The organism is Amycolatopsis echigonensis (genome assembly GCF_014174495.1).
GTDB lineage: Bacteria > Actinomycetota > Actinomycetes > Mycobacteriales > Pseudonocardiaceae > Amycolatopsis > Amycolatopsis echigonensis.
The window spans coordinates 60,404-81,893 of sequence record NZ_JACJHR010000004.1 but is presented as its reverse complement, the minus strand read 5'-3'; the positions used below and the strand labels follow the sequence as shown (position 1 = coordinate 81,893).

Sequence of the window (21,490 nt, the reverse complement as noted above, 5' to 3'; positions counted from 1 at the left end):
GCGAAGCGCGTTTCCGGTCGCCTCGCCGTGACCCGCCGGAGCCAGTCAGGCTGCCAGCGGCCAGGAATCCGTCCGACTCTCCCCGGCCGCCAACCCGCTCTGCCACGACTATATCCGCACAGATCTGCCGGCCGCTGGCCGCATCGCGGGCTCGTCGGCGCCCGCCGCCGCGGGGTCCGCCTGGCAAGCGCCAATACCCTTGAGACGGCCGAACCCGGCTCCGCGGACCAGCGAACGCCCCGACCGGGCCGTCCACCGCCGCGCAGAAGGAGAAGAGGCCGGGATTCACTCCGCTTCGGACTCCTGAGAGATCGCCCGCCGGCCGTTAGTACAACTATTCACCGGCATTCCGTGAAATTTTTCATCTTCCCCTGAAATTGACAGCGCACATACGCGTGTTACCCAACGGTGACAGAATCCGAACGCGCTCGTCGAAGTGGAAACGGAGCATTATCGGCATGAGCTTTTCGTCGCAGACGGCCGGTATCCGGGACAACGGTCTCGGCCTCGTCGCGCAACTGGGCCGGGTCCACCTCGTCGGGTGCGGCGGCGTCGGCATGGCCAGCCTCGCCGAGGCATTGAGCTTGCGCGGCTTGCGGGTGAGCGGCAGCGAGATCGAAGACCGGCCTGAGCTCGCGCGGCTGCGTGCGGCCGGATGCACGATCTACACCAGCCACCGCGAGAGCAATCTCCACAGCGTCGACACCGTCGTCTATTCCACCGCGGTTCCGCCGGACAACGTCGAGTTGCGCGCGGCCGCGAAGCGGGGCATCCGGGTGCTGCATCGTTCGGTCGCGCTCGCGACGCTGTTGCAGGCACGGTTTTCGGTGGCCGTCGCGGGCACGCACGGCAAGACCTCGACCGCCGCGATGCTGGTCAGCGCGCTGTCCGCGGCGGGAGCCGTTCCGGAGTACGTGATCGGCGGCCGGCTCGCCAACCAGTCGGGCGCGGGCGCCGGCGAAACGTCCACCATCGTCGTCGAGGCGGACGAGAGCGACGGGTCTTTCCTGACCTATCAGCCCGACGCCGTCGTCATCACCAACATCGACACCGACCACCTCGACCTCTACCACGATATCGACGCACTGACCCGCGCGTTCTCCAGATTCGCCGAGCAAGTCGGCGAAAGCGGTTTCGTCGTCATGCCGGAAGACGACCGCTATTGCCGTCGGGTGGCCCGAGACCTTCGGGCGAAAGGCATCCGGGTTCGCACGTTCGGCGACGGGCCTGCCGCCGATCTGCCGGTGCGCGTCGACGCCGAACTTCCCGGCTCCGTGCGCTTCACCGCGCGATTGTCCGATCAGGACGAAGAAGTGCTCACGGTGCCGGTCCCGGGACGGCACATGGCGTTCAACGCCGCCGCCGCGTTGCTGACCGCCCTCGAATTGGGGGCCTCCCCCGTGGGCGCCGGGCTCGGGATCGCGCAGTACCCGGGAGTCGCCAGGCGGTTCGAGTTCAAGGGCGCGCCGCGCGGCATCCGGGTCTACGACGACTATGCGTGCCACCACACTTCCATCCGGGCTTCGCTGACCGCGCTGCGGCACACCGCGGAGGGCGGCCGGCTCATCGCGGTGGTCGAGCCGTGCCGGCAGTACCGCATGGATCAATTCCAGACCGAGATCGCCGACGCGCTCTCCGTCGCCGATCGCGTCGTCGTGCTTCCGGTCTTCGACTCCGACGACTCCTTCGACCACGCCGCGCCTTCGGAGGCCTTGACGTCGTTGGTGAACCTGCCAGACCACGACAAATTCCTGGCGCGCACTCCGGACGCCGCGGCTCGCGCGGTCGATGCCTTCGCGCGACCCGGCGACTTGGTGGTCACGCTGGGAGCCCCGGGCGTGGCGCGCGTCGCCGAACAGATCGTCCAGACCCTCGAACACACCCGCTGACCGAGAAAGGCCGGAAGATGAAATTTGCCAGCTACATCCGCGAATCGGCCATCGCGAGGACGGACGCCCGCCGTCGCGTTTGCAGCGCCTCGAGCATCCGCACGCTGGCGCGAGAAAGCCAGCCCACCCGGAACTTCCGGCGCGTCTGCCAGTCCTGCCGGCTCTCGGCGGTCTGCGAAGTCAGGTCCGCCGGCCAGGCACGGACCGCGGTGGCGCGCGGCTGTCCCGCGCTCAGCGTGCGCACCTGGCAGGATCATGACCTCGACCTGTTCGCGGAGCTGGCGGACGTCTGCCTGGCGACGAGCGTTCCGACGCTTCAGCGCGATCTGATCGCGTCCGAGTACCAGGTATGGGAAGCCCGTGCTTTCGGCGCGGACGCCGTCACCTTGCTTCCAGCGCTGGCCGGGCCCGCCGAGCTGGCGCGGCTCGCGGCACTCGCCGACGAACTGGGAATGACCGCGGTTTTCGAGGTCTACGACAAAGAAGACGCGGAAGTCGCTTTCGATCTCGGCGCACAGGTGACCGTGGCGGCGGGTTCCGACCTCGCCACGTTGCGAAGCATCCGGGACAGCCTTCCGCCGACTCTGCTCGTGCTCGCCGAAGCGGGCGGCAACATGGCGCTGATCGGCGGGGAACTCCTGCAGGTGACCGGCGAGGCGGCATGACCTCCCTCGAACCCGCTCGCTCCGCGGCGCAGGCGCCCCCGGCGACCGGAATCACCGTCTATGACTGCGAACCTGCCGAGGCCGAGCTGGTCCGGCGGCTGGCCCGTCGTCTCGGCGTGGAGCCGGTCGTGACGACAGCCGCCGTGTCCGAAGCGAGCGCCGAGCTGGCTGCCGGAACCCGGTGCGTCAGCGTCGGCCACAAGACCCCGATCGACAATGCCGCGCTGCTCGCACTCAGCCGGGTCGGCGTCCGGTACCTCTCCACGCGAAGCATCGGCTGCAACCATCTCGACCCGGCGTACGCGAAAAGCGTCGGCATCACCGTGGAGAACGTGGCCTACTCGCCCGACAGCGTGGCCGACTACACCGTGTTGCTGATGCTGATGGCGGTGCGCGGCATGAAATCCGTCGTCCGCCGGACGGACGCGCACGACTACCGGCTGAACGAAGCACCGGGCAAAGAACTGCGCGACCTGACCGTAGGCGTGATCGGCACCGGGCGCATCGGCGCGGCGGTCATCGAGCGTCTGCGCGGCTTCTGCTGCCGGATTCTGGCCCACGACGTCCGCGCCGCCGCATGCGCTGATTACGTTCCGCTCGACGTGCTGGTGCGCGAGTCCGACATCGTCACTCTGCACACTCCGTTGACCGCGGACACGCGCTGGATCCTGCACCACGGCCAGATCGAGCAGATGAAACCCGGCGCGTTCGTGATCAACACCGGACGCGGGCCGCTGCTGGACACCGATGCCCTGCTTTTCGCGCTGGAGAGCGGGCGGCTGGGCGGCGCGGCGCTGGACGTCCTCGAAGGCGAGGAAGGCACGTTCTACGCCGACTGCCGCGACAAGCTGATCGAAAGCACCGCGCTGACGCGGTTGCAGCGGCTGCCGAACGTACTGATCAGTCCGCACACCGCCTACTACACCGACCACGCGCTGAGCGACGCGGTGGAAGACAGCCTCCGCAACTGCCGGAACTTCGAAAACGGGACGCACCATGAATAGAATCCGGCTCGGCATCGTCTTCGGCGGGATGTCCGAAGAGCACCCGGTCTCGGTCAAGTCCGCGCAGGAGATCGCGAAACACCTTGACCCCGCGAAGTACGAACCGCACTGGGTCGGGATCACCAAAAGCGGCGCGTGGAAGCTGTGCGACGGCCCCGGCGACGGCTGGGAAGACCGTCCCTGCCCGTCCGCGATGCTCTCGCCGGACCGCGGCGTGGGCGGACTGCTCTTGCTGGACCAGGGACGGTACGAGGTGGTCGGCCTTGACGTGGTGCTGCCCGTGCTGCACGGCAGGTTCGGCGAGGACGGCGCGACGCAGGGCCTGCTGGAACTCTCCGGCATCCCCTACGCGGGCTGCGACGTGCCCAGTTCCGCGCTGTGCATGGACAAATCCCTCGCCTACCTCGCCGTCTCCGCCGCGGGCATCGCCACGCCGAACTTCTGGACCGTGGGGACCGGCGTCGATCCGGGACGGTTCAGCTATCCGGTCTTCGTGAAGCCCGCCCGGTCGGGTTCGTCGTTCGGGGTCAGCAAGGTCTCCCGCGCCGAGGACCTGCCGGACGCGGTGGCCGCCGCGGCGGAGTTCGACGAGAAGGTGCTGATCGAGGAACCGGTCGAGGGCAGTGAGATCGGCTGCGCGGTGCTGGGCAACGGATCGGAGCTGATCGTCGGCGAACCGGACCAGATCCGCCTGTCGCACGGTTTCTTCAAAATCCACCAGGAGGACAGCCCGGAAAGCGGCTCCGAAAACTCGACCGTCATCGTCCCGGCCGACATCCCGGCCGTACTGCGCGCACACGTCCGGCAGACCGCGCGGGAAATCTATCGCGCGCTGGGCTGCAAAGGCCTCGCCCGGGTCGACATGTTCCTCAAGGACGATGGAACAGTGGCGCTGAACGAGGTGAACACCTTCCCCGGCATGACCTCCTACAGCCGTTATCCCCGGATGATGGCGGCTTCCGGACTGCCGTTCCCGGCCATGCTGGACCGGATCGTCGCGCTCGCGTTGTCCGGGGAGGCGCGGTGAAAGACGGTTTCGGCTACGTGGACGAGGCCGTGCCCGGGATCCGCTGGGACGCCAAGTACGCCACCTGGGACAATTTCACCGGAAGGCCGGTCGACGGGTACCCGGCGAATCGGATCGTCGGGACACAGGAGTTGTGCACGGCGCTGCGAAACGCACAGGACCGGGCCGCGTCGCTCGGGTACGGCCTGCTGCTGTGGGACGGATACCGGCCCCAGCGCGCGGTGGAATGCTTCGCCCGATGGACCGGACAGCCCGAGGACGGGCGGAAAAAAGCACAGCACTACCCCAATATCGAGCGGGCGGAAATGTTCGAGCGCGGATACGTGGCCCGCAAGTCCGGGCACAGCAGGGGAAGCACTGTCGATCTGACTCTGTATTGCCTCAGTACCGGCGAACTGGCCGCCATGGGCGGGCACCACGACCTGATGGACGCCGTCTCGCACCACAGCGCACCGGGAATCACCTCAGCCGAGGCGGACAACCGGTGGCTGCTCCGGTCGGTCATGGAATCCTGCGGGTTCGCCGCATACGATGCCGAGTGGTGGCACTACACACTGAAGGACGAACCGTATCCGGACACCTACTTTGATTTCGTTGTCGCCTAGAATCGTCGTCGCGGGCGGCCATTCGGCCGGGCACATCGAACCCGCGATGAACCTGGCGGACGCGGTGCGCCGCCTGAATCCCAGCGCCAAGATCACCGCCCTCGGCACCGTACGGGGCTTGGACACGACCCTGATCCCGGCCCGCGGCTACCCGCTCGAACTCATCCCGCCGGTGCCGTTGCCGCGCGCGGTGAACCGGGCACTGGTGCGCATGCCCGGGCTGCTGCGCGACGCGGTCCGCACCGCGGGAGAAGTCCTGGACCGCACCAGGGCCGAGGTCGTGGTGAGCTTCGGGGGTTACGTGGCCGCGCCGGCCGTCCTCGCCGCCCGGCGAAGACGAATACCGATCGTCGTCCACGAAGCGAACGTCCGGCCCGGCGTCGCCAATCGGCTCGCCGCCCGGATGACGACCCGCGTCTTCACCGCGTCGGCCGAAGTCCGGCTCGCCAACGCCACCGCGATCGGAATCCCGCTGCGCCGCTCGATCACCGGGCTCGACCGCGCCGCATCGCGAGCCAAGGCCCGCTGGCAATTCGGCTTGCGCGCCAAGGGACCGGTGCTGCTGGTCACCGGCGGCTCGCAAGGAGCGCGCACGATCAACGCGGCGATCTCCGGCTCCGCCGCGATACTGCGGGCCGCCAACGTGCAGGTGTTGCACATCAGCGGACCGGGCCACAAGGTCACGGCGCCCGAAAGCGACCCGCCGTACGTGGTCCTCCCCTACGTCGACGAAATGCGCTACGCCTACGCGGCAGCCGACTTCGCCGTCTGCCGTTCGGGCGCGATGACGTGCGCCGAATTGGCCGCTGTCGGACTGCCCGCCGTTTACGTCCCGCTGCCTGAACGCGGCGGCGAGCAACGGCTCAACGCCGAACCAGCGGTAGCGGCGGGCGCGGCTCTGCTGGTCGACGACGCCGAGTTTTCCCCGGCGTGGATCGAAAAGTCACTGCTGCCGGTGCTCACCGACCCGGGTCAGATCGCGGCGATGTCCAGCCGCGCGTCGGCGTCCGGAGCATCGGACGCCGACGTGGTCCTGGCACGGCACGTGCTCGACGCGATCGCCGAGAGGCGCCGATTCAGCGGTTAAGGAAATATTCATGCGCTAATCAGGAATTTCCGCACATCTCATGCGCCGGGTGTCGCTTCGCCTACCAATCGCCGCGCATTTTCGGCTAAAGTCGTCTCGCACTCGCCCGAATTCCCAGGAAAACCACGGATCTGCCCGCTGCCGCGATTCTCGCCTGGCGCGAATCGCGGCACGTTGGAAGGACAACCTGATGGCTTCGGTCCCCCTGCTCGCGCAGAAGACGCAGAACGGCCGGACGCGCCGATCAGAGGAGACAGCGTTCACCCTGTGCTCGGCCGACCAAGACGTCCTTTTCCAGCTCGGAGTCAAGGCGGTGGTCGACCGGTCGCGCCGACTCAGCTGGATCGGCGCGATCAACGACGGGAACCGCGCGCTGACGCTCAGCAGCCGGATGCGGCCCGACATCCTGCTTCTGGACGCCCGGCTCGACGTCGGCGGCAACCTCATCCGGACCGTGACCTCGAGCCCCGCTGTGGAGACCGTAATCGTCCTGGTCAGTGCCGCGGAACTCACTCCAGAGCGGGTCGGCAAATTCGCCGAATACGGTGCCGTCTGCCTGCTCGACCGGGCAGTCGGCCCGGTCAAGCTCGCCGAACGGATCGTGCAGTACCACCTCTGGGGAAGCTCCGCCGAATTCCGTCCGGGAACGCCGGAGCCGCGCGTCCCGAGGGCCCGCCGCCGCAACAGCGACGAACTCACCCTGCGCGAAATGCAGATTCTCGGCTTCATCAGCATCGGGCTGACGAACGCCGAGATCGCGGATGCGCAGTCGGTATCCGCGGAGACCGTGCGCAGCCACGTCAAGAACGTGTACCGGAAGCTGGGTGCCCGCAACCGCGCGCACGCGGTCGCGATCGGCCACCTGGAGAACTTGATCGGCCCCCAGGCGGCACAACCGGCGCCCGCGCAATCCGCCGCCCGGTGACCGACACCGGCCAAACCGCACAATCCATCGGTTGAAGAGGAGAACTGAACCATGGCGGAGCAGACCGAACGGCAAGGCCCGGTTTTTGTCGGCGCGGACCCGGAGGCGCTTACCCGTGCCCGTGACTATCTGGAAGCCAAGGGCATCGCACTGACCTCGATCAGCAGGCCGGTGAGCCCGCTGCAGGTTTTCGTCCGTACCACGGCGATCGACGAAGCGCGGGCGCGGACGGGCGTCATCTCCGACTCCTCTCTGCTTCAGCTGCGCATGATCGCCGGAGGGATGACCAACGCCGAAATCGGCAACCGGCTCGGCAGGTCCGAGAACACCGTCAAGGCAAGCTTGAAAGCGCTGTTCAGAGCGATCGGAGCGCGCGATCGCGCCCATGCGGTGCTGATCGGATGCCGAGCGGGACTGATCTGAAGCCGAACCAGCGCTCCTTCGGCGACGAGGCAACGGTGCCAGAAATAGCCGACGGCACGGGATTCCCGGCAAGCGTCCGCCAAATCCAGGTGGCGTGCGCGCGTGTGACGTCCTGTCCAAGCGCTGAGATCAGGTACGCGTCGGGCACCGAAGGCACCGCCGAAACCGACAGGCGTCGCGTCTCCACGGGTCGTGCGCGGGCGTCACCGGTGCGCGATCAGTCCAAGACCGGGCTCGTCGTCATGAACCAGTCGTCCAGCAAGGGATACAGGCCGAACCACAGTCCGGCGCAGGCCGCGGCGAACAGCACCGCGAGCAGCACTGCCCGCACCCAGGCCGGGCCGGGCAGGATCCGCCAGAGGCTCGCGATCATCGTGCTCCCTCCGAATCCGCTTTCGCCGCGCTGCCGACCAGGTGCGCGTCGATGATCAGCCGTTCGTAGTTGTCCCACTTGGGATTGCAGGTCGTCAGGGTCAGCCGGGCTTCCGTCGGGGTCTGTCCCGGCTTCCCGGGAACGGGCAGGAGCACTCCGACGTCGTCCGGGCGGACGATCCGGTTCGCGTCGACCTCGTAGACGTAGCGGCGGGTCCGGTCCTCCACCGTGATCTGGTCCCCTGGCTTGATCGTGTCAAGATCCCAGAACATGCCGCGCACCCGATGTCCGGCCACCGCGAAGTTCCCGATCTGGCCGGGCGGCGCCGTCCCGGCGTAGTGCCCCGGCGCGTGCCGGAGGTCCTTCGACCTGGTTCCCTCGACGACCGTCCACTCCAGACCCAGTCGCGGTATCGCGAGGACCGAGGCCGGGGTGCCGTCGGCCGGGGGCTCGGCGACCGCCCGCGGTGCGCCGCGGACAGTGGGATCGCTGTCCCACAAGGCCTTGCGCTCCTGGTCGAGCTGGCCCTGCGCGGCGTTCAGTTCGCCCACAGTGCCCCACATCTCATACCCGAGGAAGCCGAGCATCACCAGCCCGAGAATGAGGACCGTCTCCCCGGCGATCCCGAAAATCCGCCACCGCAGGCTGGCGCGCGGCTTCCGGGGGCGGGTGCCCGCCGGCCGTTGTTCCGCCTCCTCCGCGAGGCGCTGCGCCGTCATGCCGCGCCGGGGCCGGCGGCCAGCACCCGGGCGGGATCGGCGATCCGGCCGCGGATCGCGTCCATGGTCAGCCAGGCGGCATCGCCGGAGCCGAACGGATTCCCCGTTCCGGGGCCGGTTTCCCGCCCGCTCAGCACCGCGCGTGCGGCGGTCACGACCTCGGAGAAGTCGGTGCCGACCAGCCGCGCCCAGCCCGCGTCGACCGCCTCCCGGCGCTCCGTCGTGTCGCGTGCCACCAGCACCGGAACCCCGAAGGTCGGCGCCTCTTCCTGGATGCCGCCGGAGTCGGTGATCACCAGTGAGGACCTCGACAGCGCCCAGATCAGGTCCGGGTAGTCCAGCGGCTCGGTCACCGTCACCGCGTTGCATGTCCCCAGGATCCGATGCACGATCTGGCGCACCTTCGGATTCGGATGCGAAGGAAGCAGAAACCGCGCGCCGGGGAACTCGCGGGCGATCTGCATCACCGCGCCCAGGACTTCGCCGATGCCGCTTCGCCACGACTCCCGCCGGTGCATCGTCACCAGGATCCGCGGCCTTGGCCCGGCGAAGGCCGCGGCGACCGCGACGTTCTTGGGCGGCAGGCCCTGTCCGGCGATGTGCAGCGCCGCGTCGACGACCGTGTTCCCGGTCACGACAATCTTCTCGTCCGGCACTCCCTCCGCCCGCAACGCCGCGGCGGCCGCCGGCGTGGGCGCGAGGTGCAGGGCGGCGATGCGGGAGACCAGCTGGCGATTGGCTTCCTCGGGAAACGGCGATTCGAGATCTCCGGTGCGCAAGCCCGCCTCGACATGCACGACCGGAATGTGCCGCCAGAACGCGGCCAGCGTGCAAGCCAGGGAGGTGGCCGTGTCGCCCTGGACGACGACCGCGGCCGGGCGGCGTTCTGCCAGCACCCGGTCCGCTTCAGGCACGAGTCGCGCGAACAACTCGCTCAGCGTGCCGGTCGCCCGCGACAGGACGATCCGGTCGTCGGGCACCACCCCGAACGGGGCCAGGCCCTGGTCGACCATGTCCGGGTGCTGCCCGGTGGCGACAATCCGGGCCCGAAACCCGAATTCCCCAGCAGCGAGCGCGACGGGCGCCAGCTTGATTGCTTCCGGCCGTGTGCCGGCAAAAAGAATTAGTTCTGGATTCGTGGTCATTTCTTCCCCTCCGCGAGTGGCGGACGCCCGTATTGACGACAGGCGCCCGCCATCTTCGATCATTTGTCGGATTCCTCCGCCATCCTGCGTCGCCGCCGGGCGAACAGGACGAACATCGTCCCCAAGGCCACGAGGGCGACAGCGAGTGCGATCCACCAGCTCAGGCTGGCTCCGGTGACCGCGAGGCCGCCCGCCGTGCCCGTGCCGACGCGTCCGTGCTTGTACATCCAGATCCTTTCGGTGCGATTGTGTGACTAGTGGCTGTCGACGGGCATCCCCGGTTGCTCATGCTTCGACGGCAACCTCCTCCTGATTGAACGATTCGGCGTTCCGCCGCGTTTTGGCCCAGCCGTGCCGGCCTCGCATCATCCGATACACCGCACGCAGCGAAGTCACGTAGAACAACCCGACGTACAACGTGAAGGCCAGTCCGTAGCCGATGCCGGCGAGCAGATTCGGTCTTCCGATGCAGCGGAATTGGTAAATGATTCCCCACACCACGAACGGCCCGGTGGATATCGCGACGAAAAGAAGGAGGAGAAATACGGTTCGCATCGACGCCGCTCCCGCCAGCATCGCCGGGTCGCGGATCACCGCGCCCAGCAGCAGCGCGACCGGAACCGGGTAGACGACGGCACCGATCAGCTGGAGCCACGGCTGGATCAGGTAGTAGCTCGCCTCGATCACGCCGAGTTCGCTGAAATGCGAAGACCGCCAGATCGACGGCAGGTACCGGGCGCACTGCATCGTGCCCTGACCCCATCGGGTGCGCTGCGTGACGAATCGCCGGAGGCTGTACAGCCCTTCCTGGGACACATAGGAATCCGACGTCGCCGCGGTCCGCCAGCCGGCCATCAGCAAGTGCAGTCCGAGTTCGTAATCCTCGAGCAGCAGCCCGCGCCACGGCTGCCCGGTTCCCCGGTCGATGGTGCGCAGCGCCGACATCCTGGTGAACTGCCCGTTGCCGCCCATCGCCACCGTGCCCGCGTACGCACGCGAATGCTGCACGGCCGAAATCGCCGTGCGGAACTCCATGTCCTGCAGCTGCACCAGCTTCAGCGCCGCCCAGCGTTGCCAACGACCGCCGGCCGACGGCGGGGTGTGCCGGTTCAACATGCGCACTTCCAGCTGGACCGCTCCCACCGACGAGTCGCCGAACAGGTGGCCCGCCGCGCACACGTCCAGGCAGTCCGGAGCGAGCACGCCGTCGGCATCGACCACCCCGACGATGACCTTCTCCCAGTGCTCGTGCCTGCCCAGCCAGGTCGCGAGCTGCTGGTAGGCGGAGTTGAGCGCGTCGCCCTTCCCGGTGCGCGCGTGCGGCGGACGCCGGCTGACCAGGTGGACGAACGGATCCGGGCTTTCCCCGGAGGCGAGCGACCGGACGATCTGCGCGGTGGCGTCGCGCGAGTCGTCGTCGATGACCCACACGTGCGCGTCGGGGAATGTCCTGCGCAGCCGCCGGACGGTATCCCCGATCACCGCTTCCTCGTCCCGGCACGGAACGAAGAAGTGCCAGGAGAAGTCGGCTTGGGACCCCGCTGGTGCCCGCTTCCGGCCGAGGAACGGCACGACGATGGCGCACACATAAGCGATGAAGACGCCGCTGCTCACGAAGGTGAACACGCCGATAATTGTCGCTAGCATGTCCGGGCGAGCCTCTCCGTGACGCACCACGCGGAGCGGGGCCGGCGTTCAGCGAGCCCGGGCCCCGGGGTCACGGCGAGCACACCACCGACGATGATCCGACTGGTTTCCGGCATGACGTTCCCCGCAGCCCCTCGTGATTGCCTTGCACAACTCCGCAGAACGCAATCAATCCATTCACGCTCGGCGATTCCGAGAATTTTCTACCCAGAGTATGGACATTGCCGTCAACGCAGATCAAGAAGATCGGCGTTTTACCCCCCGCTGGGCTATAGCAGTTTTAATAGGGGACGCGTGAAACATTCACGCTGTCCGAGGTCGCGAGGCGCGGTTCAACTGCACACCTCGGCCTGAACCGCGTCCCCGATCCATCCGGCCAGTTCCGACGCCGACCGGCCGGCGAGCGCGGGGACGCCGGCCTCCCAGAAGCGAAGCGTGCGCACGCTCGCCGCGGACGCGACCGTGGCATCGCACGCCAAACCGGACCCCAGTTTCCACGACCGGAACATCGCGGCGAAGCCCGGCCCCGGCTCCGCGGGCCACTCCGGCGAGCCCGCGGCGCGAATCCAGCTCCACACGCGACGCAGCCTGGCCCTGCTTCCCAGCAATGCGTCGCCGCCGTCGACGGCTTGCCACATGGCCGGCAACAACGCCGCCAGCACACTGTTGAGCGGCTCCCCCATTTCGAACGCCAATTCGGCCGAGACCGCCCGCGAAGCCGTGACGATCGGTTGATGACCGGCCAGCGGAAGACCGAACTGGGCCATGTCCGCGCAGCTGGCGAGCAGTCGATCGTGCGCGTCCAGCCCGTCTTTCCCCGCTCGCATGCCTAGGGACACGAGCAAGCTCACGGCGGTCCTGGTTTCCGCCTCGGTCAACGGGTTGGCGTCCTCGTCCGCGACGTACCAGTCGGCCGCCCGCATGACCGACGCGGAGATCCCCTCGACAATGGCCTGCGGCGGCAGCGACGTGGTGAACGCGCTGTCGACGATGGCGATGTCCGGCGTCAGTCCCGCCCCTTCCACCAACCTGGGATGCCCCCGGAGCACTACCGACGCGAATGGCCGCACCGCCGCGGCCGCGCCGATCGTCGTCGGGACGAAAGTCCGATGCAGCTGCGCCGGCGATTCGGGCGGCAACCGGACGACCCCCCGGCGGGTGCCACGGGCGCGCACGGTCGGCAGAGTCCGCCGGTCGGCGAGATGGCGGCAGGCGAGTTTCGTCAAATCCAGCACCGAGGAGCCGCCGACCGCCACCACTCCCTCTGCCCCCGCCCTCTCCAGCGAGCCGGCCAGCTCTTCGACCTTGCCGAACGTGCAGGGCGACTGCACGAACAGCACCTGGTCGGCCTCGACGCCCAGGCGAACTCGCAGCGTCTCCACCAGAAGGAAGTTCGCCGCGGCGAACCCGGCGCTCACCACCAGCATGAGACGCGATCCCAGCGCCGCCCCGGACGGCACGGCACGCCACACGTCATCGCCCGCGTACACCCGGGTCCCGCATTCCCACCGCACCACATCGTTGGCCCGTCCCATAACCCCTTCGCCTAACTCCCGTCGCGGGTGGTGGCGCATTCCGCGTCCCGATCGCGTGCCGCATCGGGGCCGGACGGATTGCCGACCCGGCCACTGCCATCGAATTATGCCCAGATGAGCGCGACGGACCTACACACAATGGGGCACGGTTTGCGACCGAATGGCAAACCGTCGCCGCAGCAGGTCAGGCCTGAACCGATTAATGCCGTGATATTTTCACGCCATAGTAGTCAGGAATAAATGAATGGCATTGCGCCGCGGCCTGGGCAAGACCTTCGGAGCGGATCGGCGAACGCGGTCCGCGCCCGCGCTCGCTCGGGGCCGGACGGCGACGCCGTGGCCGGCTTCCCTGCGGCGGCCGTCCAACCGGCTCGCGCGCTACGGATAAGGGGTGGCCATCCAGCCGCGTCCTCAGCGCCGCCCACCGGTGCTACTGCCAGCAACACCAGCGCCTGAACTCGCTCTGAAGTGTCGAACACGAATCACCCGAACAGGTAGGTTTAGCGCGCCGGTATGAGCTGATCCCGCATCTAGTATGAAATTATCCGCATTCAGCAGGCTGCGGAATCACAGCTCGGCGGGCACGCTGCCGGGGCAGGAGGAATGCGTGACCGTGGCGACCTCGTGGTGGACCCGGCGACGTCCACCGGTCGCCGAACGGCCGGTCGGCCGAGCGAATTCGTCCCGCGGCACGGCGATTCCGCCGGGCTTGCCGGGCACTGCCCGCTCAACCGCGCGGAAATCCGGGCCGTCGCGCAGAACGCGAGGATGCCGCACCCATGCATAGCAGGCTGCTCAACCCCGTAACCGGCCTCGCCAAGACCGTATGGGTGAACGGGCCCGGTGTCCGGCTGGCGACATTGGGCATTTGCGCGTTCTTCCTGTGGTCCGCAGTGCTGGGCGAGTACGAAACCGCGAAGCCCGCGCACGGAGAGTTCGGGGCCGCCCTGATCGGGGCGAGCTATCTCCCGTTCCTCGCGGTCTGCATGGTCGGCCTCGCCTTCCGAATCCGGTCGACCGCCTCCGCCAGGGCCGTCATCACGCTCGGCCTTGTCCAGCTTGTCCTGGTCTCCGCCAGGGCGCTGGGCGTTCCAGGAAACTGGGCGCCCTCGCTCATCGTCGCGGGCTGGCTGTGCCTCGTCGTCGTCAGCGAGCCACGCCTCGCATGGTCGGTCTACGGCCTGCTCCTGGCCGTCGGCATCGGCGGCTCCGTGGCGCCGATGCCGTTCAGCACCGGCGAGAAGATATATCACGGGATCAATTTCCTCGTGCAATTCATTGCGATAGGAATCAGTATTCGTGCCTTGACCACTATGGCCGTGCTGACGATCGAGCTGAGAAAGGCGCATTCGGAGATCGGCCGCCTGAGCGTGACACAGGAACGCGCCCGGATGTCACAGGAACTGCACGACCGGCTGGGCCACAGCCTGGTCGTGATCATGCTGCGCAGCGAACTCGCCGGACGGCTGGCCGGCACCGACGCGGCGCAGTCGCGGTCCGAGATCACCGCGGTGAACCACATCGCGAAAGACTCGCTGGACGACATGCGCAGCATCGTGCACGGCGGACTGAACACCACTTTCGACCGGGAACTCGACGGCGCGGTCGAGCTTCTCGAAGCGGCCGGCGTCCACTGTGAACTCCGCGTCGCCGCGTCCCCGGACGGGATCGCGGCCGAGGCGCTGGGGTGGATCGTCCGGGAAGGAACCACCAACATCCTCAAACATGCTTCAGCCTCCGAATGCACCATCACACTGGTGGAAGAAGACCACGAGTACGTTTTCCGGCTCGAGAACGACGGCGCGGGCCCAGGCGGGGAAACGGCCGGTCCGATACCGCGCAGCATCACCGATCGGGCGGACCGGCTCGGCGGCTCGGTCAAGGCCGAGCATGCGAGCGGAAAGTTCACCCTCGACGTACGATTGCCCACCTTGCCGTTCAGTTCGGGCAACACCCAAGAATCCTTGTCGCGACAGGAGGCAACCGCGTGGTGATCCGGGTAATGCTGGCCGAGGACCAGCGAGTCCTCCGCGAGGCCTTGGTCGCGTTGCTCCAGCTGGAGCGCGACATCAAGGTGGTCGGGGTGGCCGAACGGGGAGAGGAGGCGGCCCAGCTCGCCGACAGCCTGAAGCCGGACGTGCTGATCCTCGACATCGGGCTGCCCGACATCAGCGGCCTCACCGTGGCCGCCCGGGTCCGGGCCCAACTCCCGGCGGTCCGGATCCTGATGCTGACCTCGCTCGACAAGCCCGGCGTCGTCCGGGAGGCGCTCACCCTCGGCGTGAACGGTTTCCTGCCCAAGGGCGTCGCCGCCGCCGATCTAGTCGAAGCCGTCCGCGACGTCCACGCGGGCAAGCGGGTCGTTTCGCCCGACCTGGTCTCCTCCGCGCTGGCAGCCGGCGAAAACCCCCTCACGCCTCGCGAGCGCAGCATTCTCCAACTGGCCGCGACCGGTACTCCTCCCCGGGAGATCGCCACGCAACTGCACCTGGCCGAAGGAACGGTGCGGAACTACATCACGCGGATCATCGCGAAACTCCGTGCGCGCAACTCGACGGACGCCATCCAGATCGCCAAGCATTACGGCTGGCTCTGACCGGATACGGTTCAGCGGCGGCAGCCGCACGACAGGGCTGAGACCGGCGGGGCGCGAGTCGAAACCAGCCCGTCTTCCACCCGTTCGCGCCGATGCGCGGCGCGCGAGGAAATCGTCCTGCTGAGCGTTAACAAGGCTCTGGGCTTGTTCACCCGGGCCGCCGACCGGCATCTCGTCGGACCTGCTCGGGCTACTTCGACGAACCAGACACAAACACATCCTTCCCCAGGCCAAGGATCAGAGTGTCCGGCCCACCGGGGGAACCCCACGGCCGACCGGAACGAACCCTGACAGGTGCGGTTCGTTTCCGCACCGGCAAACCCAGTGGTCCTCCGCCAATGCCTCAATCCAGTCGATATCCGCAGGCAACAGTGCACAAATGAAAGGCAGGCGGTTCATGCGACCAGTGGTCGCTTCGTCGTTGACATGCATTGACATCTCCATTGGCGCTCGTTCGTTTACGAGACAGCACGGCACACTGCTTCGTCAGCCGGCAGCTAGAAGCGCATCTGCCGCCGACTCCTCGGCCTTGCCGGAATCGGCGGCAACCGTCGCCACGCGGCCCGATCGCCGCCATCGGCGAAGGACACGACGACCATAGTTGTGCGTCCCCGCCACCCGATCCAACTCCGCCCCACTCGGCGAACGCCCCACAGCAACCTGCTCCGAATAGTGAACCCACATCCGTTCCTCCGCCGTCAACACACCCTCCCCGCCGAGACCCTCCGCGACTGCGCCCCGGCCCGCTGGCATGGTCCCGGTCCCGCGACGACCCGCAACCGTCTCGGTCTCGCCTCGTTCACACACGGTCTCGGAGCAGGTCTCGAAATTCCGCTGCTTCAACGCACGGTTCAACAACTCCACCGCGAACAACAAAGCCACCGGCGGACACGCCGCGACCACCACCTGGAGAGGACTCGCGACCGGAGCCGACCCCACATTCGCCAGCAACGACAGTCCAATCCCGAACACGAACGCCGACCACGCCACCCACCGACCGCGTTCCCGACCGACCTTCCTCTTCTTCCACAGCTCGACCGTGGCGATCGTCAACAACCCGTCGACCAGCAACGGCCAGATCGACGCTGTCGACATATCCGCACCGAACCTCAGCGCAAACTCCCGGCCATGCCGATACGACGCATACGCCGCACCCACCGCCACCAAGCCCGTACACGCGCACTGCACCCACAGAGCAAGGTTCGGAGCAACCCCACTCCCGGTCTCCCCCATCACCGCACCGCCCCGACAACGCGCGCCAACGACCGGAAGTACAACCGCCCGGAGACCACCGGGCCGGCCGACACAACCCAGCACCTGCGAGCCCGAGGGGAGCCCGAGAGCGCAGAAACACGACGACAAACCGCGACACCGCCCGACACCAGCGACACACCCACACTGAGGAAAACGGCCCTGTCCGACATCACTCGGCACCACCCGGTACGTCACTCTTAACCAGCGGGTTCGGGGTTCGAGTCCCTGATGGCGCACCCTCACACCCCAGGTGGTCGGAAACGATGACCTGGGGTTTTGTGTTATGCGGACGTTGTTCTTCCGGTTCTCGACTGTCCATTGTGGTCTCCTGCGAGCCCGAGGGAGCCCGAGAACGCTAGCCGGCCGCAACGCGGCCTGCCGGGGGATGGCCCCGGCGAGCCGGCGGGCGCCGTCGGCGGCGAGTTCCTGGGCGACGTTGGTGTAGAGGTCCATCGTGACCTTGATCGACGAGTGCCGGAGGATGTGCTGGATCACCTTCATCTCCACCCCCGCCGCGAGCATCAACGTCGCCGCGCCGTGGCGGAGTCCGTGGAGAGTGATCGGGGGCAGGCCGGCCATCACGATCAGGCGGGCGAACTCGTCCGCGACGTCCGCCGGATGCAACGGGCTCCCGTCGGGGCAGGTGAAGAGCAAGTCGTGCTCCCGCCAATCGCTGCCGAGTCGGGTCTTCGCCTCGTCCTGACGGGCCAGGTGCGCGGCAAGGACGAGCACGGTGTCCGGGTCGAGCGGCACAATCCCCTCCGACGACGGGGTCTTGGGCTTGGACTGGCCGGTCTCCCACCCGTACTGCACGATCTGGTTCGCCACCTCCAGACAGCCCGCGTCCAGGAACGTGTCCGAGCGGCGCTGCCCGCACGCCTCGCCCCGCCGCAACGCCGCAACGCCGCATACGCGATCAGATGGAACAACGGGTAGAGCGGGTGGTCGACCGCGAAGTCGAGGAACCGCCCGGTCTGCTCCCCCGCCCACACCATCACCGGGAACGGCACCTCCCCGGTGCGCCGCCACTTCGCCACCCGCTCCGGCGTCCACAGCCGCGGCTTCGGCCGCTCCGCCCGCGGCAACTCCACCAGCACCGCCACGTTCACCAGCAACAACCCTTCCCGCACCCGCCGCTTGAGCAAGGCTCGCAGGGTTTCCCGGATCCGGTGCAACGACAAGAAGACGAGGTAGCCCGGATGCAGCGCCTCGATGCCCGCGGCCCGGGGCAGGCGATCGCCCAGGGCGAACTGGGCTCCGCGCTGGTGCGGCAGCGTGATGCCGACGCGGGCGCGGGTGTAGCGGGCGAGTCCGCCGCAGTCGAAGCCGATCTTGTTGTAGTCGCCGTGCCGGTCGGGCACTCTTCCGTCGCGGATTCCCTGGCTCGGACCGGCGGCGGTGCCGCCTCCCCAGGCGTAGGACACCGATCTGGGACATGGCCGCGTCGATGACCTGCCTGGCTCGTCCGCTCGCCGGTCCATGGGCGGCGGGGCGGAGTTGCAGCGCGTCGTAGCCGCGGGTGTCGGCGAGGACGTGATCGACGTAGACCCGGCTGGCGTTGTACGAGTAGATCGCGTCGCGCACGTCGGCGTCCTTGCCGAGGTCTCGGGGGCCGCGGCCGCACAGGTGGACGACGGCGAGGGCAGCGTCGAAGGCGTTCTGCGGGTTGCGGATTCCGTCATCGTTGCCGTCCTGCGCCACGGTCTGCCAACTGGTGGAGAGGAACTGGAACAGTCCTTCGGCGCAGGCGAAGGTGCCGTCGGGGTTGCGGATCGGGGTGTGGTTGCCGCCGGTGCCGGCGCCGTCCAGTTGGGGCCGAGGATCGGCGGGTTGATGTCGCCGTTCGGTGCGATGGCGTAGCCGGCGGCGTGGCGGGATTCTTCCCCGGCGATGCCGGCGAGAATGCTCCAGCGCATGCCTCGGCAGCCGGGGCGAACCCGGGCGACCCGGTGTGCGGCGCGCGGGTGGGCGGTGAGCATGACGGACGGGGTTCCGGGGCTTCTCCGGGTGCGTCGGTGGTTCGGTCGGAGGCGTCGTCGGCGATTGCGATCAGGACGCCGGCGGCCAGGACAACAGCGAGAAGCGGTCCGGCCAGATGGGAACAGCGGGGTCCAGAGCATGTCGACCCCGCATAGTCAGACCAGAAATAGCCGAGTGCTCAACTGTCCCTTGGGACTGCTGAGACAGGAGCCCTGGCCGGATTAGTTCTTATCGACTCTGCGCCAGCGATGCTCAACGCGTAACGGCTGTATTGTTCCGCGACATCGTCGGCGGACAGGTTTCCGTCGTCCCGGAACCACCGGGCGATGCTCACGCACATCTCCCGGATCGCGAATGAGGCAAGTGCCGGCGAATCGACATGGAAAGCTCCGGCAGCAGCTCCACCTGCGATGATCGCGCGGAAGGCGTGCTCGTGCTGCCGGCGCCTGCTCTGCAGGCGGCTGCGATGCGGCTCGTCGAGAGAATCTGTGTCGCGGTTGACCACCAGGGCTTGGCGGCGGTGTGTCGCGTGGCGGTAGGCGTAGACCCGGGTGGCCCCGCGCAGCCGAGTTTCCCAGTCTCCGTTCGCGGTCGCACGGTGGAACTCCTCGAGCACGGTCGCCGTGGTCTCGTCCACGATTGCGCGCAGCAGGTCCTGTTTGGACCGCATGTGGTTGTAAAGGCTGGGTGTGCGGATGCCCAGAGTGTCGGCGATCTGGCTCAGAGCGGTGCCGTGGAAGCCGCGCTCCGCGAAAAGGGTCAGGGCGACGTCGAGGACGATTCGCTCGCTCACGCCAGCTCGGAGTTCGCTCACCGCGTCACTCCGGCGAGCCAGGCGGACGCATCGCCCACGGATTGGAGGCATCTCGTCAAGGGAGTCATGGCTTCGTCGCGTTCCGGATGATTCCGGGAAGCGAACTCGGCGGCCAGCCGGGCGGGTCCTCGGCCGCTGCCCGCCACGAGCACAGGGAGCTTCGGCACGCGTGCGAGAACCTCTTCGAGGATCCTTTCTGCTGCCGCTGCTCCGCTGTAGGGGCCGTCGTCGGCAAGCAGCGGGCCAACGCCGAGGATGAAGCGGCCATCGCTGAGGTAGTCAAGGGTTTCGGCTGCCTCCGCCACGGCCGGCGCGTCCTTGGAAGTGGTCAAGCAGCAGATGCGGACCCGCCGGGTCACCACGGCCGCCGCCGCGCACGAGACGAAGTCCTCTTCGAAGTACAGCGTGTCGCAGCCGGCTTCATCGAGAACTTGGCAGGTGCGCCCAAGCCCGGCTGCCGGCGCGCCGCGGAGCCGCAGGACGACCCCGCGGCGCGTCACGACGGCTCCGGTTCGGCGGCCAGTTCGCTCGCCGCCGCCTCGACAGCGTCGATGATGCCGACGTAGCCGGTGCACCGGCAGATGTTGCCCGACAGCTCTTCTCGGATGCGGGCCCGGCACGGCCGTTCTTCGCGGTTGAGCAAGTCGAGCGCGGACATCAGCATGCCCGGAGTACAGAAGCCGCACTGCAACCCATGGTGCGTCGAAAACGCCTCCTGAAGAGGGTGTAGGCAGCCGTCTTGCCCGGCCATCCCCTCGACCGTCGTCACCGAGGTGCCTTCCGCTTGGACCGCGAACATGAGGCACGCGCGGACCGGGTCGCCGTCGACCAGAACGGTGCACGCGCCGCAGACCCCGTGCTCACAACCGACGTGCGTGCCGGTCAGTCCGAGGTCTTCGCGCAGCGCGTCAGCGAGCGTTCGCCTCGGCTCGACGTCGATCTGCTGACGATCCCCGTTGACAGCGAGTTCGATCTTCATGCTGCGACCCGCTCCTTTTCCTGCCCGAGGGCACGGAGGACGAATTCCTCAGTCATCGCACGCCGGTACTCGGCCGAGGCGTGGATGTCGGAGCTCGGCGAGGCGGCTGCGGCGGCTGCGGCAGCCACCTCGTGCGGTGGAGCGCCGGCGTCGAGCAACTGCTCAGCCTCCTCGGCGCGCAGCGGGACGCCGCCGACGCCGCCGATCGCGATCCGCCAGTGTCCGCCGACCTCGGCGGCGGCGACGGTGACCAGACCGAAGTCGCCGTGCCGGCGGGAGAACTCCGCGAATCCCCAGCGCTGCGGCAACGGCATGTCGACCGCAGTGACCACCTCGTCGTCGGCGAGCGTGGTTTCCAACGGACCGGTGCAGAAGTCTGCCGCGGAGCTTGTGCGAGTACCGTGCAGGCTAGCGATGTGAACGGTCGCGCCGAGCGCAGCGGCGACCACTGGCAGTTCCGCGGCCGGGTCGGCGTGGGAGATGCTGCCGCCGCAGGTGCCCCGGGAACGGATCGCCGTGTGCCCGATCCACCGCGCGGCCTCGGCAAGCATCGGGTGTGCCGTTTGCTCCACGAGGCGGGCGTGGCGGACGAGCGCCCCGATCCGGAGGGCGCCGTCAACCGGCACGATCGTGGACAGCCCGGGGATCCGGTTGATGTCGACCAGGACCTTGGGCCGCGCCATGCGCAGCGCGAGTACCGGCACCAGGCTCTGTCCGCCGGCGATGATCTTCCCGTCGCCGGCTGCGTCGGCCAGGGCCTGCACGGCTTCCCGGACGCTCGTGGCGCGGAGGTAGTCGAACGGAGCTGGTTTCATGGCGGACC

General features: G+C 68.1%; 24 protein-coding genes and 2 pseudogenes. 11 read left to right on the top strand and 15 right to left on the bottom strand.

Annotated features, from left to right (window positions below; translation table 11 throughout):
- Nucleotides 1-458 precede the first annotated feature (458 nt).
- Nucleotides 459-1,889, top strand: a complete 1,431-nt coding sequence (gene murC, locus H5411_RS04425) for a UDP-N-acetylmuramate--L-alanine ligase (RefSeq protein ID WP_101438538.1) — start codon at nt 459-461, stop codon at nt 1,887-1,889.
- Between the two features lie 31 nt (nt 1,890-1,920).
- On the opposite strand, the gene H5411_RS47350 is transcribed toward murC, so the two are convergent.
- Nucleotides 1,921-2,133 (bottom strand): hypothetical protein, encoded by a 213-nt coding sequence (locus tag H5411_RS47350; RefSeq protein ID WP_240690813.1) that lies wholly within the window; start codon nt 2,131-2,133, stop codon nt 1,921-1,923.
- On the opposite strand from H5411_RS47350, the gene H5411_RS04420 reads away from it, so the two are divergent.
- The 7 genes from H5411_RS04420 (at nt 2,126) to H5411_RS04390 (ending at nt 7,625) form a co-directional block, all read left to right on the top strand.
- Complete coding sequence (locus H5411_RS04420) at nt 2,126-2,554, top strand: beta/alpha barrel domain-containing protein (protein ID WP_240690814.1); 429 nt, start codon at nt 2,126-2,128, stop codon at nt 2,552-2,554. The genes H5411_RS47350 and H5411_RS04420 overlap by 8 nt on opposite strands.
- The gene (locus H5411_RS04415; protein WP_101438536.1) at nt 2,551-3,558 is read left to right on the top strand and encodes an NAD(P)-dependent oxidoreductase; all 1,008 of its coding nucleotides are present in this window, start codon (nt 2,551-2,553) and stop codon (nt 3,556-3,558) included. The genes H5411_RS04420 and H5411_RS04415 overlap by 4 nt, the downstream gene beginning before the upstream one ends.
- Nucleotides 3,551-4,585: a D-alanine--(R)-lactate ligase gene (vanA, locus tag H5411_RS04410; protein ID WP_183123013.1), complete on the top strand. Its 1,035-nt coding sequence runs from the start codon at nt 3,551-3,553 to the stop codon at nt 4,583-4,585. Before H5411_RS04415 ends, vanA begins: the two co-directional genes overlap by 8 nt.
- Nucleotides 4,582-5,190, top strand: coding sequence for a D-Ala-D-Ala dipeptidase VanX (vanX, locus tag H5411_RS04405; RefSeq protein WP_101438534.1), 609 nt, complete (start codon nt 4,582-4,584; stop codon nt 5,188-5,190). The genes vanA and vanX overlap by 4 nt, the downstream gene beginning before the upstream one ends.
- Complete coding sequence (locus H5411_RS04400; protein ID WP_255443453.1) at nt 5,180-6,277, top strand: UDP-N-acetylglucosamine--N-acetylmuramyl-(pentapeptide) pyrophosphoryl-undecaprenol N-acetylglucosamine transferase; 1,098 nt, start codon at nt 5,180-5,182, stop codon at nt 6,275-6,277. Before vanX ends, H5411_RS04400 begins: the two co-directional genes overlap by 11 nt.
- Before the next feature lie 190 nt (nt 6,278-6,467).
- Entirely contained in the window at nt 6,468-7,202 is a 735-nt protein-coding gene (locus tag H5411_RS04395; RefSeq protein WP_158242523.1) for a response regulator transcription factor, read from the top strand.
- A gap of 51 nt (nt 7,203-7,253) precedes the next feature.
- The gene (locus H5411_RS04390; RefSeq protein ID WP_101438531.1) at nt 7,254-7,625 is read left to right on the top strand and encodes a helix-turn-helix domain-containing protein; all 372 of its coding nucleotides are present in this window, start codon (nt 7,254-7,256) and stop codon (nt 7,623-7,625) included.
- Between the two features lie 217 nt (nt 7,626-7,842).
- Here the strand turns inward: H5411_RS04390 and H5411_RS04385 are convergent, their stop codons facing one another.
- From H5411_RS04385 to H5411_RS04355, 7 genes are all read right to left on the bottom strand, one after another.
- Nucleotides 7,843-7,998, bottom strand: a complete 156-nt coding sequence (locus H5411_RS04385; RefSeq protein WP_167442035.1) for a hypothetical protein — start codon at nt 7,996-7,998, stop codon at nt 7,843-7,845.
- Nucleotides 7,995-8,717, bottom strand: a complete 723-nt coding sequence (locus H5411_RS04380; protein WP_101438530.1) for a class E sortase — start codon at nt 8,715-8,717, stop codon at nt 7,995-7,997. Before H5411_RS04380 ends, H5411_RS04385 begins: the two co-directional genes overlap by 4 nt.
- On the bottom strand, nt 8,714-9,862 hold the full coding sequence (gene wecB / locus H5411_RS04375) for a non-hydrolyzing UDP-N-acetylglucosamine 2-epimerase (RefSeq protein WP_101438529.1): 1,149 nt from the start codon (nt 9,860-9,862) through the stop codon (nt 8,714-8,716). Before wecB ends, H5411_RS04380 begins: the two co-directional genes overlap by 4 nt.
- Nucleotides 9,863-9,921: 59 nt before the next feature.
- A complete protein-coding gene (locus H5411_RS04370; protein WP_101438528.1) occupies nt 9,922-10,089 on the bottom strand; it encodes an LPXTG cell wall anchor domain-containing protein in 168 nt (55 codons plus the stop codon).
- 58 nt (nt 10,090-10,147) lie between these two features.
- On the bottom strand, nt 10,148-11,509 hold the full coding sequence (locus H5411_RS04365; RefSeq protein ID WP_134667149.1) for a glycosyltransferase family 2 protein: 1,362 nt from the start codon (nt 11,507-11,509) through the stop codon (nt 10,148-10,150).
- A gap of 332 nt (nt 11,510-11,841) precedes the next feature.
- On the bottom strand, nt 11,842-13,044 hold the full coding sequence (locus tag H5411_RS04360) for an iron-containing alcohol dehydrogenase (RefSeq protein WP_158242522.1): 1,203 nt from the start codon (nt 13,042-13,044) through the stop codon (nt 11,842-11,844).
- 567 nt (nt 13,045-13,611) lie between these two features.
- Complete coding sequence (locus tag H5411_RS04355) at nt 13,612-13,821, bottom strand: hypothetical protein (protein WP_134667151.1); 210 nt, start codon at nt 13,819-13,821, stop codon at nt 13,612-13,614.
- Nucleotides 13,822-13,823: 2 nt separating this feature from the next.
- Between H5411_RS04355 and H5411_RS04350 the strand changes: the two genes are divergently transcribed.
- Both H5411_RS04350 and H5411_RS04345 read left to right on the top strand, forming a co-directional pair.
- The gene (locus H5411_RS04350; RefSeq protein WP_101438525.1) at nt 13,824-15,038 is read left to right on the top strand and encodes a sensor histidine kinase; all 1,215 of its coding nucleotides are present in this window, start codon (nt 13,824-13,826) and stop codon (nt 15,036-15,038) included.
- Complete coding sequence (locus H5411_RS04345; protein ID WP_101438524.1) at nt 15,032-15,640, top strand: response regulator transcription factor; 609 nt, start codon at nt 15,032-15,034, stop codon at nt 15,638-15,640. The genes H5411_RS04350 and H5411_RS04345 overlap by 7 nt, the downstream gene beginning before the upstream one ends.
- Before the next feature lie 486 nt (nt 15,641-16,126).
- Here the strand turns inward: H5411_RS04345 and H5411_RS49755 are convergent, their stop codons facing one another.
- From H5411_RS49755 to H5411_RS04335, 3 genes and pseudogenes are all read right to left on the bottom strand, one after another.
- Nucleotides 16,127-16,873 (bottom strand): DUF2637 domain-containing protein, encoded by a 747-nt coding sequence (locus tag H5411_RS49755; protein ID WP_240690823.1) that lies wholly within the window; start codon nt 16,871-16,873, stop codon nt 16,127-16,129.
- A gap of 459 nt (nt 16,874-17,332) precedes the next feature.
- Nucleotides 17,333-17,884: pseudogene (locus H5411_RS49750) on the bottom strand (site-specific integrase); the annotation flags it as partial.
- A 197-nt stretch (nt 17,885-18,081) separates the two neighbouring features.
- Nucleotides 18,082-18,375, bottom strand: a pseudogene (locus H5411_RS04335) (NlpC/P60 family protein); the annotation flags it as partial.
- A 52-nt stretch (nt 18,376-18,427) separates the two neighbouring features.
- On the opposite strand from H5411_RS04335, the gene H5411_RS04330 reads away from it, so the two are divergent.
- Nucleotides 18,428-18,754, top strand: coding sequence for a hypothetical protein (locus tag H5411_RS04330; RefSeq protein ID WP_158714542.1), 327 nt, complete (start codon nt 18,428-18,430; stop codon nt 18,752-18,754).
- 298 nt (nt 18,755-19,052) lie between these two features.
- Here H5411_RS04330 and H5411_RS04325 read toward each other — a convergent pair whose 3' ends face one another.
- Genes H5411_RS04325 through H5411_RS04310 form a run of 4 tightly spaced genes read right to left on the bottom strand, consistent with a single transcriptional unit; the run spans nt 19,053 to nt 21,482 of the window.
- Nucleotides 19,053-19,667, bottom strand: a complete 615-nt coding sequence (locus tag H5411_RS04325; protein WP_240690815.1) for a TetR/AcrR family transcriptional regulator — start codon at nt 19,665-19,667, stop codon at nt 19,053-19,055.
- 17 nt (nt 19,668-19,684) lie between these two features.
- Nucleotides 19,685-20,188, bottom strand: a complete 504-nt coding sequence (locus H5411_RS04320; RefSeq protein ID WP_158242519.1) for an LLM class flavin-dependent oxidoreductase — start codon at nt 20,186-20,188, stop codon at nt 19,685-19,687.
- Nucleotides 20,185-20,667: a (2Fe-2S)-binding protein gene (locus H5411_RS04315; protein WP_020661359.1), complete on the bottom strand. Its 483-nt coding sequence runs from the start codon at nt 20,665-20,667 to the stop codon at nt 20,185-20,187. The genes H5411_RS04320 and H5411_RS04315 overlap by 4 nt, the downstream gene beginning before the upstream one ends.
- Nucleotides 20,664-21,482, bottom strand: coding sequence for an FAD binding domain-containing protein (locus H5411_RS04310; RefSeq protein ID WP_020661360.1), 819 nt, complete (start codon nt 21,480-21,482; stop codon nt 20,664-20,666). The genes H5411_RS04315 and H5411_RS04310 overlap by 4 nt, the downstream gene beginning before the upstream one ends.
- Between the last annotated feature and the right edge of the window lie 8 nt (nt 21,483-21,490).